The following is a 15,936-nucleotide window of genomic DNA, read 5'->3' on the forward strand; positions in this document are numbered from 1 at the left end:
GCTTAAACCCAGGACGTCACCGCTTCGATCGGCTGTCTTGTTTTGGCACGAGGCTCTCTGACGCGGTAACCGAAAGCGACCATGCAAGCCACTCCGAATCCGCCTTGCAGCACGCCTTCTTCCCGCAGAATCTTCTCCACCGCGTCTTTGTCGAAGCCTTCCATCGGGCAGGAATCGACGCCGATCTGCGCGGCGGCCGTCATCATATTGCCCAGCGCAATGTAGGTTTGACGGGCGCCCCATTCAAATACCGCCCGGTCATTATCGAGCAGCTTGAAATCGTCCGCGAGGAAATGGTGGTACGTGTTTCCCTTGCCCTTTGCGTTTTCTTCAGGCAGCTGCTGGATATCCCGCATCATATGCTGGATATGCGCCGAATCGGCGGTCAGCCCTTCTTTGGTACGGGACAGCAGGATAACGAAATGGCTTGCCGTCGGAAGCTGTTTTTGGGCACCCCAGGCCACGGGAAGCAGCTTCTGGCGCACGTCCTGGCTCTGTACAACGACAAACTTCCAAGGTTCAAAACCGAAGGAGCTTGGCGACAGCCGCCCGGTCTCCAGAATGAAGCTGAAATCGGCTTCGCTGATCTTTTTCGCCGGATCGAATTCCTTGGTGGCATGCCGGAACGCAAAAGCATTCAAAATTTGTTCTCTCACCGTTTGTTTCTCTGTAGTCTCCATCATTCCTATCCCATCCTTATCTGTAGATTTATCTTTGATTATAGGGAGGATTCCGGAAAATGGAAGTACGCACATTTTTGTGCGTTAGTCACATGAGTTATACCGTACCTGAACATCCGCTATCGGTAAAAGCCTACTCCATCTCCATGGAGCCCTTCACTCTTGCCAGGTGCTCCGCATAATAGAACAGCAGCAGTCCCAGAAGATAGAAGCCGAGGCCAAGCAGAAACTCTTCCGCCATTCGGACGGAGATGCTAGCAAAATCGCTTGAACCGGCCCGAATCAGCGCTTTCGTCGCTTCGACGCCACGGGTGAGCGGGAACACTTCAGACAATCCGCGCACCCAGCCCGGCATATGGGTACGCGAGTAATTGGCTCCACTGAACAAGAGCAGCAGCGTAGCCAGCAGATTGGTCCAAATGTGCATGGAGGGCGACCACAGCGCAAAACTAGAGATCACAAACCCGAGCCCGCATGCCGCAAAAATGGATACGGCCCACACGAAGCCCAGCCAGACCAGCTGCTCTCCCGTGAAGCTTAGTCCAAATACCAGCATTCCAAACAGGAGTCCAAGCACAGCCGTGAACAAACCGCTGGCAATTTGAAGTAGGGACCTGGCGAAGAAAACGGCCACTTTGTTGGCCGGACTGACCACTACCAATTGCAGCGTGCCCATTTTTCGGTCGTCGTTGATTACGGTCATCATGCCGAAAACGGAGTTTAGCACACACAGCAGCAGGGCGTTTGAAGCGACATAACTTGCGAGATTGCTTCCATGATAAGCATATTTGGCCAACACGGCGAAGAAAAGCAGTTGGCTGAACGGGTTAATCACCATCACCATCAAATAGACACTGGGGTTGAGCCAGCCAAACAAGGCACTGAACGACAGGTGCGCATGACGGAAAAAGCGGGCCATCGATTCCATTTAGAACACTCCCAAATTCCCGAGAACCCGGGCTCTTTTTTCTACCAGACGATAGTATGCAAAAGAAATGACGAGATAAAATACCGTTAACAGCAGCAGCGCTCCCCAAGCCGTAACAAGCTCATGCGAATGCACTTCCTTCCGGCTTATGATTCGAAGCAGCCCGATCGCCCAGGTAGGCGGCAGCACCCAGGATAACGGCTTCACCCAAATGGGCAGCAGCGATACCGGGAACATAAACCCGCATAACAAATAAACCGGATATTCCAGCATGTTCATAAGTGCAAAAACCTTGCGGGATAACGTAAAAGACATGGCCAGAAAGAAGGAGAACACCGACAGCGAGCAGAGGACAAACAGATAAGCAAAAATAAAATGCACCGGGTGCTCGATGATCAGCGGGACGCGGTAAACGACGATTAAATAGAGGTAAGAGATGAGCATCGATAAAAATCCCCATATCGTGTTGGCCGCAATTTTGCCGGCGAGCGTCAGCGCAAAAGGGACGGGCGCCGCAAACAGCAGCTCCAGGGTTCCGTAATACTTCTCCCGGTTGACGTCGCTGGCCGATGAGAACACGATGGAGGACCACAAGGTTACAAACCCGGAGCCCAGCACAACATACTGGAACATTTGCTCCGGAGAGGAATTTCCATAGATGAAAATCGCGATCGTTGAGAAAAGGAAAGGCATCAGGAAGATAATAAACTGGAACATCGGACGGGCGAGCGAAAGCTTCATATGTACCATAACGGTATGTACTAATGAGATCAAATCCGCTTTACATATGGACCTCAAGAGGCATCCCCGCCGATCATTTGAATATAGACATCCTCTAGTGTAGGCGTTGCGATCGACAGATTCGTTAACCGTAACGTGCCGGCGATCCGATACAACTCCATGACAAGCTCTTGCGGGGAGCGGGTCTGAATGCGCAAGAGCTGCAGCGGATCTGGCTGTTCAACCTGCAGATGAACGATTGACGGATGCGCCGCTATTTGCTTTAGTTCTTCCCCCGTAATCCCCGTGATGCTGCAGGCGACTACCGAGATCTGATCGATTCTCTTCTTCAGCGCCCCGGGCGTGTCCAGGATCGTGATCAGCCCCTTATTGATAAAAGCGATCCGGTCACAGAGCTCATCCGCCTCCGGCATATAATGGGTCGTGAGCAGGATGGTCGTCCCTTGCCGTTTTAGCTCATGCAAAATATCCCGCAGCTGCCTCGCGCTTACTGGATCCAGCCCGATCGTCGGCTCATCCAGGAACAGAATTCTCGGCTCGTTAATCAAACCGCGGGCGATTTGCAGCTTTTGCTTCATGCCTTTGGAGAAGGTCTCCACTCTGCGGTGGGCGACTTCGGTCAAGCCGACCAATGCCAGTAATTCCGGAATCCGGGTCTTCTGCACATGGCGGGGGACTTTATATAAGTCCGCAAAATACGCCAGATTATCGTGAGCCGATAACCGCCAGTACAAATTGCGTTCGCCGCCCAAAATCAGGTTGATCTGCATGCGCAGCTTCTTGAACTCCGTCACAGGATCAAGTCCGAGGATCCGCACTTCGCCGGATGTAGGCGTAAGCATTGTGGTGAGGATCTTGATCGTTGTCGTTTTTCCGGCGCCGTTTGGACCCAGCAGTCCGAAAATTTCCCCTTCTTGTACGGAAAAACTGATGCCCTGCAGCGCTTCAACCGTCTTTTTCTTTCGCCGGAACATCCCTTCGTCGGTCTGATAGGTCCGTTTCAAATCGCGTACCTGAATAATTTCAGTGTTCATAATAAGACAACCACCTTATTAATATAAGATAAATATCTAATATTAAAATAGCATCCCATTTCTAATATTTGCAAGCATATTTTTTCCAGGGAATATAAAAACGATCACCGGATGTACCGGCGATCGTTTACGATTAATTCTCTTCCAACTGGATAAACTCGCCCATATCCTGCAGCAGCTTGCTGAACTTGGCCTGGTCAAGCTCGAAATATTTGATATTGCCGACCTTTTCTTCGCGGATCAGGCCAGCCTGTTTCAGAATTTCCAGATGGTGCGAGATCGTCGCTGTAGTTAAATCCAGCGCATTCGCCAGCCTGGCTCCGTATTCCTTGCGTTGCCGAAGCATTCGCAGAATCTGGAGGCGGTTGCGGTCCGAAATTGCTTTCAACTGCTTCTCCAGCTCCTGGCTTTGCTCCAGCACATTTAACCGGGGGTTATGGCAGTTATAGACAACGATGCAAGTGTTGTCATCGAATACCCGGATACGGGCGACGGTCAGATAATAGGACGGAATAAAGTAAAAGGCCTGATAATCGCTGACCCTGCGGAACGTTTTTCCCATCAGCTTTTGCGCAAGCGGCAGCGGCTCAAGCCCAAAAGCCTGCGAGGTTTGAATGGCCGCATCAGAAAAACTTTGTTTGGTTTGCAGCTGTTCCTGCAATACCTCCAGGGAGGCAATCTCCCTCAGCACACGATCGATCGAAATGCGAATCGATTGGATTTCAGCGAACATGGCCTGCATAAACTCCGGCTTATCGCCAAACATGGAGGTTGCATTTTGCCCAAAATCGGCACTGGCCCCAGGGTGGAGCAAAGCTTGCGAAATCTGTCCCCGCGTCAATTCCCCGCCGAAGAGATAGTAGAGATACGACTCATCGGATAGACTGGAAATTCCTTTCAGAAATAACGTGATATCGTTGAAATAGGGGAAAGGAATAAATAACTCATACAGGTAGATAAAATCCCACCGGCTGCGCATTCGCCAGTCTTCAAGAAAAGCAACAGCCTCGGCGGATAACGATTGCTGCAGAAGCTCGTGCTCATGTTGTGTATAGGACTGCCGATCTGACGAAGCATAGCCGGACAACAATGCGATGGCTTCCGCCACAGAAGAGCTTGTATGTATAGCTGCCGGAGCAGTTGTATTTTCACTCTGTTCTAGCGCCACTGGGCACCCTCCTTTACTCTCATTTCAACATAAGAGAAGAAGCGTTGTTTGTCAAATGACACCAGCTTCATTGAAAAAAGGACCCGATCCCCGCGCCACACCGGCGCGGAGAATCGGGTCCATTTCTTTTACACTCGTCCGACTCGGCTTACGAAGCCTGCTCGAACTGGCTGTTGTACAGCTCGGCGTAGAAGCCGTTCCGGGCCAGTAGCTCGGTGTGGCTGCCGCTCTCCAGAATATCGCCGTCCTTCAGCACGAGGATGACATCGGCATTTTTGATCGTCGAAAGCCGGTGGGCGATGACGAACGAGGTCCGGCCTTCCATCAGCCGGTCCATGGCCTGCTGGATCAGCAGCTCTGTGCGGGTATCGACTGAGCTGGTCGCTTCGTCGAGAATGAGCATCGGCGCGTTCTTGAGCATGGCGCGGGCGATGGTCAGCTGCTGCTTTTGCCCGGCGGACAGATTGACCTTATCGTTCAGCACCGTATCGTAGCCGGCGCTCAGCGTCTGAATGAAATGATGCAGGCCGACCGATTTGCAGGCTTCCTGAATTTCGCGGTCGGTGATGCCTTTCTGGTTGTAGATCAGGTTCTCGCGGATCGTTCCTTCGAACAGCCAGGTGTCCTGAAGCACCATGCAGAACTGGTCGTGGATGTTCTCGCGGGTCAGGCTGCTGATCGGCGTTTCGTCGATGTAAATCTCCCCGCCGGTCAGTTCGTTGAAGCGGATGAGCAGATTGACGAGCGTCGTTTTGCCGGCGCCGGTCGGGCCGACGATGGCGATCTTTTGCCCCGGCTGAACTTCGGTGGAGAAATCTTTAATAACCAGGTTCTCCGTGCCTTCGTAAGCAAACTGCACATGCTCAAACTTCACTTTGCCGGTTGCAGCTTCCAGCCGCACGGTCTTTTGACTCTCATCGTCCATTTCCTCGGCTTCCAGAAATTCAAAGACCCGTTTGCCGGCCGCCGAAGCGGACTGCAGGCTTTGTGCCGCCTGGGCGATCTGCGAGAGCGGCTGAGTGAAGAAGCGGACGTACATCATAAAGGCGACGATGACCCCGAAGGAGATATGCCCGTTCGTTGCCAGCATGGCACCTACCACGCAGACGGCCACGAAGCCCAAATTACCGATGAACATCATGAGCGGCATCATCATGCCGGAGAGGAACTGCGCTTTGAAGGCACTGTTTTTCAGATTACGGTTCAAGTCTTCAAAAGCACCGCGCATTTGCGCCTCGGCATTATACGCTTTGACCACGGTATGGCCGGTATAGACTTCTTCTACATGACCGTTGATTTTGCCCAGATATTCTTGCTGGCTTTGAAAATATTTCTGCGACTTCTTCATAATTACCGTCATCAGGCCAAAACCGATAAACGTCGCGACGACCGCCGTAAGGGTCATGATCCAGTTCGTCTTCAGCATCATCACGATGGAGCCGACAAACAGCGAGACGGCGGTAACCAGCGTGCCGACGCTTTGGTTCATGGCTTGCCCGATCGTATCCACATCGTTGGTTACCCGGGAGAGGATGTCTCCGGTCGTGGAGTTGTTGTAATAAGAAATCGGCAGCCGGTTCATTTTATGCGACAGGTCGCCCCGTAAGCGTTTGGAGACCTTTTGCGTGACGGACGACATGATCAAACCTTGCAATAGGGACAATACGGCGCTGATGCTATAGATAATGACCAGAAAAAATCCGATGGAAGCAATCGCGTCCAAATCGATGCCGTTCGCAAGTCCCTTGGTGATCTCGTCGGTCATCTTCGAAAGCTGATCGGGTCCGAGCAGGGTTAACACCGTTCCGGCAGCCGCACTGAGCACGGCAATTAGGACGACAGGGATATGATTACGGCAATAGCGGAGCAGCTTGCTCCAGGTGCCGGGTTGTTTGTTCTTTTTTTCGCTCATTAGGCCAATTCCTCCTTGGACAGCTGCGAATAAGCAATCTCCTGATACACGCTGCAGTTATCCATCAATTCCTCATGCGTACCCATGCCGGCAATGCGCCCGTCTTCCAGGACGATGATTTTGTCCGCATCCTTGATGGTGCCGATCCGCTGGGCGACGATGAGCATGGTTGTTCCGCGGGCACCCTTTTTCAGCTCGCTGCGCAGTTTGCGGTCGGTCTTGTAATCCAGCGCGGAGAAGGAGTCGTCGAAGATCAGAATTTCCGGACGGCGGGCAATGGCCCGGGCAATCGACAACCGCTGTTTCTGGCCGCCCGACAGATTGGAGCCGCCCTGCGCGATATGCGCGTCGTAGCTGCCTTCCATTTTTTCCACGAAATCCGAAGCCTGGGACGTATACACCGCATCGACTACTTCCGCAGACATATTGCTGCCGTTGTCGCCAAAGGCGATGTTGGAAGTGACCGTTCCGCCGAACAAAATCGCTTTCTGGGAGACATACCCCATCTTATTGCGCAGCGCGCTTTGTTCATACTGATTGACGTTGACGCCGTCAACAAGCACTTCGCCTTCGGTGGCGTCGTAGAAGCGTGGAATCAGGTTCACGACGGTGCTCTTGCCGCAGCCGGTTGAGCCGATGAAAGCGACGGTTTCGCCTTTTTTCGCCGTGAAGCTGACGTCCTTGATCACATAATCATCCGCATCGGGATATTTGAAGCTGACATTGCGGAATTCCACCTCGCCGGTCCGCTTGGAAGAAGTCACGGTCAGCGATCCGTTCGTCAGGCTTGGCTGCGTATCCAGCACTTCGTTGATCCGTTTGGCGGAGACATGGGCACGCGGCATCAGAATAAAGATCATAATCAGCATCATGAAGGCCATGACCACTTGAATGGCATAAGAAGAGAAGACGATCATGTCCGAGAAAACGCCCATTTTGGCGCTCGCATCCGCAGCCTGAATCAGCGACGCGCCTACCCAGTAAATCGCCAAACTGAGTCCGCTCATTATCATCGTGATGCTTGGCATCAGCACGGCCAATACGTTGTTGGCAAAAAGATTCGTCCGTGTCAGCGTGTTGTTCGCTTCGCTGAATTTGTCCTCCTGATAGCCTTCCGCATTGTAGGCACGGATGACGCGCAGGCCGGTCAGATTCTCCCGGGACACCCGGTTCAAGTTATCCGTAAGCTGCTGCAGCTTCTGGAACTTCGGCAGCACGAGCACGACGCAGATCCCGACGATCACAATCAGAACAGCGACGGCGATGCCGGTCGTCAGCGACCACTCCCAGCTCTTGCCGGTAATTTTGAGCAGCGCCCATACTGCCAGGATCGGAGCTTTGACCAGCAGCTGCAATCCGATCACGATCAGCATTTGCACCTGCGTAATGTCATTGGTCGAACGGGTAATCAGGCTGGCTGTCGAGAAGTTGTTGATTTCCTCCATCGAGAAGGATTGCACCTTATCGAACAGCTTCGAACGCAGCCGAGCCGAGAAGTTGGAGGCGATCCGGGCGGCGATGCCCGCTACTACAATCGAGGTGGCCAAGCTGCCGAGTGCACAGAGCAGCATCCAGACGCCGGTCGTCATAATTTCGCTCATTTCGCTTCCCGGGGTCTGAACGAGCCGGGTAATTTCGCTCATATAATCGGGCAATTCCAGATCCAGCCATACCTGGGCTACGATAAATAGCACGCTGAGACCGAAGAAAGCCCATTCCTTCGGGTTCAAGTATTTGAGTATTTTGACCATATGTCTTACTCCTTTGTGTGATGATGTAAGTAGGGTACCGCCGGAACGTAAACTGAACATAAACAAATCATTTTTTTCTGAAAAAGAAAAAAGCTTTGAGAAACCTCGCGGGTTTTTCAAAGCTTTTATTTAGGTTTCGCTGGGCAAGGTGACGATGAATGTCGTTCCCGCGGCGGGCCCCCTCTCGCTCTCGCAGACAATCGTTCCGCCGTGCAGGTTCACGATCCGTTGGACAATGGTCAGGCCAAGCCCGTTGCCCTTCGTCGAGTGGGAGGTATCGGCCTGATAAAATTTATCGAAGATTCGCGGGACGGCCTCCGGGTCGATTCCTTTTCCATTGTCACGGAACAGGATTTGCAGGGCTTCCGCGGTACGCTTCATCTCGATGGAGATGGTACCATTCTCGGGCGTGAACTTGATCGCATTATCCAGAAGATTGAGCCAAACCTGATTGAGCAGCTCCTTATTGCCGGAGGCGAAGTAATCATGAAGTTCCGGATCGAGCGATAACTGTTTTTGCTCCATCTTATGGGTCAGCAGCAGCACGCACTGGCGGATTTGTTCGCCGACGTTGACCTTTTGCTTATCGGTAAGGATCGTCTGGGTCTCGATCTTCGACAGCTCCAGCACATTGGAGGCCAGCGCGGCGAGCCGGGCGGATTCCTCAATGACGATATCGAGGTATTCGTCCCGTTCCTCCTTCGAGAGATCGTCGTATTTCAGGATTTCGGCAAACCCTTTGATCGAAACGATCGGGGTTTTGAATTCATGCGAGAAATTGTTCACGAAGTCGGTGCGCAAAATCTCGATGCCGCCCAGTTCTTCGGCCATCCGGTTGAAATTCTCGGACAGAATCCGGTATTCGGGGGGATTCTTCAAATACAGGCGCGTGGAGAAGTCGCCGCCCGCCAGCCTCCGGATCGCTTCGATAAATTCGCGGACGGACTTTACCATCCGCCGGCTGGCAAAACCGGAGATGAAGGTCCCGATAATGATGCAGGCGATCAGAACGATGATCGGCAGCACAATGCCGCCCTGGGTAAGATTCTCGTCCAGCAGGCCGAAAAAATTCGCCAGAAAGAACAGGACGCCCGTAATCACCACGGTGATCAGAAAAATAATAAAAACCATCAGCGAAAAAACGAATGACAAGGTAAGCTTTGCCTTCATCCATCGCATCATCCGGTTATTGTTCATGGGTGACGCACCGCCTTATATCCAAGGCCGCGGACGGATACCAGCTCGAACTCGGGATAGTCTTCGAACCTTTTGCGCAGGCGGTTGATATGCACATTGACCGTCGTATCCGTGGTTTCGCTTTGCATCCCCCAGATTTCATCCATCAGCTGGATGCGGGTAAAGATGCGGTCCGGATAGGAGAGCAGTTTGTAGAGCAGGTAAAATTCTTTTTGCGGAAGGGTCTGTTTCTCCTCGCCGCGTGTCACCGTCAAAGCGTCGTAATCCAGAACGACCTGTCCTACAACCAGCTTGCGGGCGCTGGCAATCTGCGAACGGCGCAACAGGGCCTGAATCCGGAGCAGCATCTCTTCGGTATCGATCGGCTTGGTCATGTAATCGTCGGTGCCAAGCCGGAAGCCTTTCTTCTTGTCCTCGGGCAAATGTTTGGCCGTCGCCATCAGAATGGGAATCTGGCTGCCGGCATCCCGCAGCTCCTTCGCAAACTCGTACCCGTCCATATTCGGCATCATAATATCCAGAATGATCAGGTCGATATGCTGTTCTTCGAGCACGTCCATGGCTTTGACGCCGTCTTCGGCGGTGGACACCTGGTATCCTTCGCGCTTCAGCACAGCTTCCAGCAGCCGTCTCGCATGCCGGTCGTCTTCCACGACTAAGATATGAATCATCGGGATCACTCCAGTGGGCTAGTGATGAAATAAGTGATTTTAAGCTTATCATAACCAGCAAAGGGAGCGTTAGGCAAGGTGAGGAAAGGTTTCTATCCTATATTGCTTGAACCAACTGATTTGAATACTCAATATATATCTCTCAGTGTTTCGAAGAAATAATTTTCTTTATTTGTATACAAAATCTTCCTTGTTAATTAAGAATGCTCCAGCTTCACTAACATCAATTTCATTGACAATTTTATAGAAACGATTGTTTAATGACTCTATTTGGAATTGGATAACCACATAGTTTTTTCCCGGCTTTAGATAGGAAGATGCATTGAGAGCATAGTTATAATCATAGTGACTAATTTTTGAAAGGTAAGCTTCTTGAAAGCCTTTCTTCATTTCTTTGTTCAAATAGTTTATTATCGAATGAGTTTTAGTTTCTTTAATAGATTTTTCTGTAGCTTCTATGAATGATCGATTAAAGTCTTTTTCTGTTAATTTTATTTCTTTTGTAAGAATATCATTTTCTTCGTTATCATTCGTTGAGATAAAACTTAAGGTTACATTATCTGGTATTTTGTTTTCAAAATGTATTTTTATGGGCAATTTTTTATCATTGATGAAATTAACTTGAAAGCTTAGTTTCTGCATACCGCCCATTGTGACAACTAATAACATCAAAATGATAATAGAGATTCCTCCCCAAGCCCATATTTCTTTCAAATTTTTTTTTATTATTAATAGCCCTTTATGTATTTGTTGCCGAAAATTTCTTGAGAATAACCCCAAAAGAAAAGGTGATAGAAGAACAATGAAAAATGAAATTATTATTATATTTTGAAAGTAAATTGCCGTTGCAATAGTAAAAAGAGCTGAAATGAAGATAGAGAGGCCAACATATAAGTAAGAAAATTTAAAAAGCATAGAATAGCTGTCATCAGCTCTCTTAATATTTTCTTTCCTTTTAGTACCCTTGTTTGAGTAATCAAGAGCGGAAAATTCACAAAAACAATAATAGATTGTTCTAATAAGAATTAATAGACCAGTTGTTAGCATACAGGTTACAATTAAATGCTCTGTTGAAAATGGGAATTTTAAATATATCTTTGAAAAAAGTAGATCAATTGCTATTTTTAAAAGTTTATAATATCCAATTGCTAATACTCCAATGACGGTGGTTACAAGAACTAATCGGCCTGTCCGTTCAGCAAAAGATAATTCATCTTGAACGTTTGAGTTACTATTTCTCCTATGCAAAATAACTCCTCCTTTTAATAATAAGTTTATTACGAGAGAAAAAATTATTTGGTTTCGCTTCAGACATAGGAGTTGTACAGTATCGTAAGATTCAATATGTTGCTGACGGATACTAAAAAGAAGATTAGATAGAGTGATTTTACTAAGCGATATGCGATGAAAAAATGATAGTAGGACGATGTATCAGAGACATCACTTTATCCGCTAAAAATGGTTAAATTGTAATTTAGTGAAATATTTTGGGCTGCTGAGAATATCTCGGCAGCTTATTTTATTAATAAACTTGGAAGCAATGACCATTTATTTTTTCACATTGGCTAGGACTAACTGAATTGAACCATAGGCTTGTAAGCGTTTTGTAAGGAAATTTGAGTACAATCCTATATGGGCGCTTCTGTCGAAAGGTGGAAGAATTGCGTGAATTATAAGGAAAATTGCAGATGAGAGAGGAAGGCAGAAGAATGAAAGGTAAAAAGGTAGGATCGCTGGCGATTTGCCTCATCGTCTTATTTGTCTCATTGGTTGTGCCGGGGAAAGAAGTCTTCTCGGCAAACGCGAGTTGGCTGGATATTACGGGAGAAGTATCGTTGAACAGTCCGTCTGGCATCGCAGTGGACAGTACCGGAAACGTCTATGTGGCGGATACCAGCAACAACAAAATAAAAGAACTGTCTGGAGGCGTCTGGACAGACATCACAGGAGAAGAGACATTCAATAAGCCCTCCGATATCGCAGTTGATCAAGCGGGCAACCTTTATGTTACCGATACCGGGAACGGCAAAATAAAAATGCTGCCTAAAGGCGGAACTTGGAAAGACCTCAATATCGGGGGATTCGAAGTACCCTACGGCATCGCTGTGGATGAAGCCGGAAACGTGTATGTAAGCGATAGCGGCCTAAACAAGATTAAGAAATGGTCAGTAGAATCCTGGACAGATATTACGGGGAGTGGTGGCTTGTCCAGCCCGAAAGGCATCGCCGTGGACAAGGACGGAAATATATATGTGGCCGATGCAGGGAATAAAAAGCTGAAAAAGTTGGTTGGCAGCAGTTGGGCAGATATAACTCCAGGTGGAATGGGTGAACCTCATGATGTATCCGTGACCAGCGGGGGCAATCTTTATATATCCGCTGTTTCATCAGCGGGCACTCGTATCCTAGAGATCATGAATGGAGCAATATACGATATAACGGGTATGGAATCTTTTTCAGACGCTGCAATCGCGGTGAACAGCGGCGATTACGTCTATGTTGCGGATACGGGCAACAAAAAAATTAAAAAACTGACGATTACCAATGCGGAGGCGCCGGTTATTACACTAGATCCGGAAAAAGTTACTGTGGTGAGCAAAGGAGATACAAATCCCAAATTAAAAATAATGGCAACAGTGAGTGACGGAGGCTTTGTGCAATACCAATGGTATGTCAATGATGTTGAAAGCAACAGCGGTGGCGTACCTATCCCAATGGCTTCGGTAAACTTATTTGAAGCACCGACGAATGCGCTCGGGACATTTTACTATTATGCTGTTGTGACTAATCAGAACCCTAATGTCACAGGCGAGCCAAGAGCTTCCATTTCCAGTAGAGTCGTAAAGGTGACAGTTACTGGAGCGGGGCCATCCTATTCATGGTCCGACGTCGGTAGTGCAGGTGCCCTTTACTACCCATCTGATGTAAAAATAGCCAGCAACGGTGATATGTATGTAGCGGATTCTTGGAATAAGGCAATTAAGAAATTCTCCCAAGAGGGTTGGTCGGACATAACAGGTGGAAACTTCTTCAATCCTATAGGAGTAGCTGCGGACAGCAACGGGAATGTGTATGCGGTGGATTCTTATAATAGTTTAATCAAAAAATGGTCCAATGGAGTTTGGACAGATATCACCGGCAACGGCGGATTTCACACCCCCGCAGGTATTGCTGTAGACTCCAGCGGCAATGTATATGTAGCGGATACCTTCAGCGATAAAATTAAAAAGTGGTCAGGCTCAGATTGGACGGATATCAGTGGGGATGCCGTTAAGAGGCCCCGTGGCATCGCCATGGACAGCAGCGGTAACTTATACGCAACGGACTCCCAATATCAAAAGGTGATGAAGTTGTCTGGAGGGAAATGGACGGATATTACCTTCAATGGTGGTTTTCAGCCGGGGTACAATACGCTCTATGGTATAGCTGTTGACAAGGATGGGAATGTATACATTTCAGATACCCAGCAGAACAAAATCTGGAAGCTGACTGGAGATAGCTGGACGGATGTCACGGGTACGGGATTACTATCAGCACCTTATGGTGTGGCTGTAGATAGCAGCGGCACTGTATTCGTGGCCGATTCGGCTAACCATACCATTAAAAAACTGATAGTAACGGAGAATACTCCTGTCGATGCGGCGACTCCGAGTATTTTAGATCAACCGACAGGCGGAACGGTAAACCTCAATGAGACAGGCCCGACCTTAAGCGTAACGGCATCTGTAATCGATCACGGAATGCTGAGCTACCAGTGGTACAGCAATTCGTCGAACAGCACCGACACAGGAACTCTAATCAGCGGCGCAACAGAAAGTTCCTATAAGGCACCGACATCAAAAGCAGGCACCACATATTATTATGTCATCGTAAAAAACACAAACGATGCTGCCAACGGGAACAAGACGGCAGAGAAGACAAGCGATATTGCGGCAGTGGTGGTTAATACGGCAGCGGCTATTCCATCCATTGGATCACTGCCGGCAAGCACAACGGTAACCGTCGGTGAACCCGGCCCAACCCTAAGTGTATCGGCGAGCGTAAGCGATGACGGAAAGCTGAGCTACCAATGGTACAGCAACTCGAAAAATAACACCGAAGAAGGTACGCCGATCAGCGGCGCAACAGGCCCTTCTTACACCGTGCCGGCGGCTACACAAACAGGTACCGCTTATTATTACGTCATTGTCAAGAACACGAACAACAATGTCAGCGGTACGAAGATCAAGACCGTAACCAGCAACGCGGCCGCGGTAACCGTTACGCCTGCTCTGCCGAAATATACGGTGGCATTCGACTCGCAGGGCGGTAGTTCGGTTAACGATATCGGCAATATTGCGAGCGGTACCTCGATAGCGGCGCCAACCCCGCCGACCAAGAGCGGGTATTCATTCCAGGGCTGGTATAAGGACGCCGCAGGAACGGAAGCGTGGAACTTTGGCACGGATACGGTGACCGGTAACGTTACATTATTTGCAAAATGGGCAGTTCAAACCACAACCAACCCGACCAATCCGACCAACCCGACCAGTCCGGCAACCGGTGATACGGGGAACGCGGGAGATGACAGTGTTGCGGTACTGGTGAATGGCATCGAAGTAAAAGCCGGCAAGGTCGCTTCCTCTGTTGAGGGCACGCAGAAGGTAACAACGTTGTCCGTGAGCCAAGAGCAGGTCGACAAGAAATTGGATGCCGAGGGTATCGGAGCAGTGGTTACCTTCCCTGTCCATGCGGTATCGGATGTGATCGTCAGCGAACTGAACGGCCAAATGGTCAAAAATATGGAGAATAAGCAGGCGATTCTGGAGATCAAAACCGACAAGGCCACGTATACGCTGCCTGCAGAGCAAATGGATATCGATTCCATATCGAAGCAGATCGGCTCCACGGTTGCCCTTCAGGACATCAAGATACAAATTCGGATCGCGACTCCAATGGCTCCGGTAGCGCAAGCGGCAGTAGACGCACTGGGTCAAAGCAACTTAACCATGGTCGCGCCGCCTCTGGATTTTACGATCAAGGCGACCTATCAAGGATCTACGGTAGATGTTTCGAAGTTTAATGCCTATGTCGAGCGTTTAATTGCTTTGCCGGATCAAGCGGATCCAAATAAGATTACAACCGGCGTCGTTGTCGACCCTGACGGCGTTGTCCGCCACGTTCCGACCAAAGTAACGGTGATTGACGGCAAATACTATGCTCAGATCAATAGTTTAAGCAATAGTTTGTATTCCGTAGTCTGGCATCCGCTGGAGTTCAAGGACGTGGACAAGCATTGGGCAAAGGCGGCCGTGAACGACATGGGCTCCCGCCTGGTGATTGAAGGCGTGGGCAACGGCATGTTTAATCCGGATACGAATATTACACGTGCAGAGTTTGCTGCCATCATTGTGCGGGGACTTGGGTTGAAGCCAGTAACCGGCACATCGGCATTCACGGATGTGGCCGCATCGGACTGGTATCATTCTGCGGTGCAAACGGCTTATGAGTACAAGCTGATCGAGGGCTTCGGGGACGGAGCTTTCCATCCAAAAGAAAACATTACCAGAGAGCAAGCAATGGTCATCATTGCCAAAGCGATGAAAATCACCGGACTTCAAGGGAAGCTTGCTACAGCGAATGCCGATGAACGGCTGACGCTGTTCTCGGACGCCGGAATTGTTGCGAACTGGGCGCGGAATGGCGTTACAAACAGTTTGCAGGCCGGCATCTTTACCGGCAGAAGCGCAAGCCGCCTTGCTCCCAAAGCCAATATTACGCGGGCTGAGGTTGCGGCGATTATGCAGAGATTATTGAAAAAATCCGACTTGATCTAACCCTTCTTCGATTCAGCCGGACGAACACGAAATCGCCT

At 49.6% G+C, this 15,936-nt stretch carries 11 protein-coding genes; 1 reads left to right on the forward strand and 10 read right to left on the reverse strand.

Features of this window, described 5'->3' with window-relative positions:
* Positions 1 to 2: 2 nt before the first annotated feature.
* The 10 genes from BMW84_RS02250 to BMW84_RS02295 all read right to left on the reverse strand — a co-directional run bounded on the left by BMW84_RS02250 (position 3) and on the right by BMW84_RS02295 (position 11,330).
* Entirely contained in the window at positions 3 to 680 is a 678-nt protein-coding gene (locus BMW84_RS02250; RefSeq protein ID WP_091067961.1) for an NAD(P)H-dependent oxidoreductase, read from the reverse strand.
* Between the two features lie 133 nt (positions 681 to 813).
* Positions 814 to 1,608, reverse strand: coding sequence for an ABC transporter permease (locus BMW84_RS02255; protein WP_091063987.1), 795 nt, complete (start codon positions 1,606 to 1,608; stop codon positions 814 to 816).
* The gene (locus BMW84_RS02260; RefSeq protein ID WP_139209577.1) at positions 1,609 to 2,406 is read right to left on the reverse strand and encodes an ABC transporter permease; all 798 of its coding nucleotides are present in this window, start codon (positions 2,404 to 2,406) and stop codon (positions 1,609 to 1,611) included.
* Positions 2,403 to 3,383 carry an ABC transporter ATP-binding protein gene (locus tag BMW84_RS02265; protein WP_091063992.1) on the reverse strand — a complete coding sequence of 327 codons (981 nt, stop codon included), beginning with the start codon at positions 3,381 to 3,383 and terminating at the stop codon, positions 2,403 to 2,405. Before BMW84_RS02265 ends, BMW84_RS02260 begins: the two co-directional genes overlap by 4 nt.
* Positions 3,384 to 3,516: 133 nt before the next feature.
* Entirely contained in the window at positions 3,517 to 4,551 is a 1,035-nt protein-coding gene (locus tag BMW84_RS02270; protein WP_139209578.1) for an ArsR/SmtB family transcription factor, read from the reverse strand.
* 148 nt (positions 4,552 to 4,699) lie between these two features.
* On the reverse strand, positions 4,700 to 6,463 hold the full coding sequence (locus BMW84_RS02275) for an ABC transporter ATP-binding protein (RefSeq protein WP_091063997.1): 1,764 nt from the start codon (positions 6,461 to 6,463) through the stop codon (positions 4,700 to 4,702).
* Positions 6,463 to 8,214, reverse strand: coding sequence for an ABC transporter ATP-binding protein (locus BMW84_RS02280; RefSeq protein ID WP_091063999.1), 1,752 nt, complete (start codon positions 8,212 to 8,214; stop codon positions 6,463 to 6,465). Before BMW84_RS02280 ends, BMW84_RS02275 begins: the two co-directional genes overlap by 1 nt.
* A 129-nt stretch (positions 8,215 to 8,343) precedes the next feature.
* The gene (locus tag BMW84_RS02285; RefSeq protein ID WP_217646112.1) at positions 8,344 to 9,411 is read right to left on the reverse strand and encodes a sensor histidine kinase; all 1,068 of its coding nucleotides are present in this window, start codon (positions 9,409 to 9,411) and stop codon (positions 8,344 to 8,346) included.
* The gene (locus BMW84_RS02290) at positions 9,408 to 10,082 is read right to left on the reverse strand and encodes a response regulator transcription factor (protein ID WP_091064002.1); all 675 of its coding nucleotides are present in this window, start codon (positions 10,080 to 10,082) and stop codon (positions 9,408 to 9,410) included. Before BMW84_RS02290 ends, BMW84_RS02285 begins: the two co-directional genes overlap by 4 nt.
* Positions 10,083 to 10,250: 168 nt before the next feature.
* Positions 10,251 to 11,330: a hypothetical protein gene (locus tag BMW84_RS02295; RefSeq protein ID WP_091064004.1), complete on the reverse strand. Its 1,080-nt coding sequence runs from the start codon at positions 11,328 to 11,330 to the stop codon at positions 10,251 to 10,253.
* A 461-nt stretch (positions 11,331 to 11,791) separates the two neighbouring features.
* On the opposite strand from BMW84_RS02295, the gene BMW84_RS02300 reads away from it, so the two are divergent.
* Positions 11,792 to 15,898 (forward strand): S-layer homology domain-containing protein, encoded by a 4,107-nt coding sequence (locus BMW84_RS02300; RefSeq protein WP_175498644.1) that lies wholly within the window; start codon positions 11,792 to 11,794, stop codon positions 15,896 to 15,898.
* Positions 15,899 to 15,936: the final 38 nt, after the last annotated feature.

Origin of the sequence: Paenibacillus sp. NFR01 (genome assembly GCF_900111565.1) — a bacterium.
Lineage (GTDB): Bacteria > Bacillota > Bacilli > Paenibacillales > Paenibacillaceae > Paenibacillus_AQ.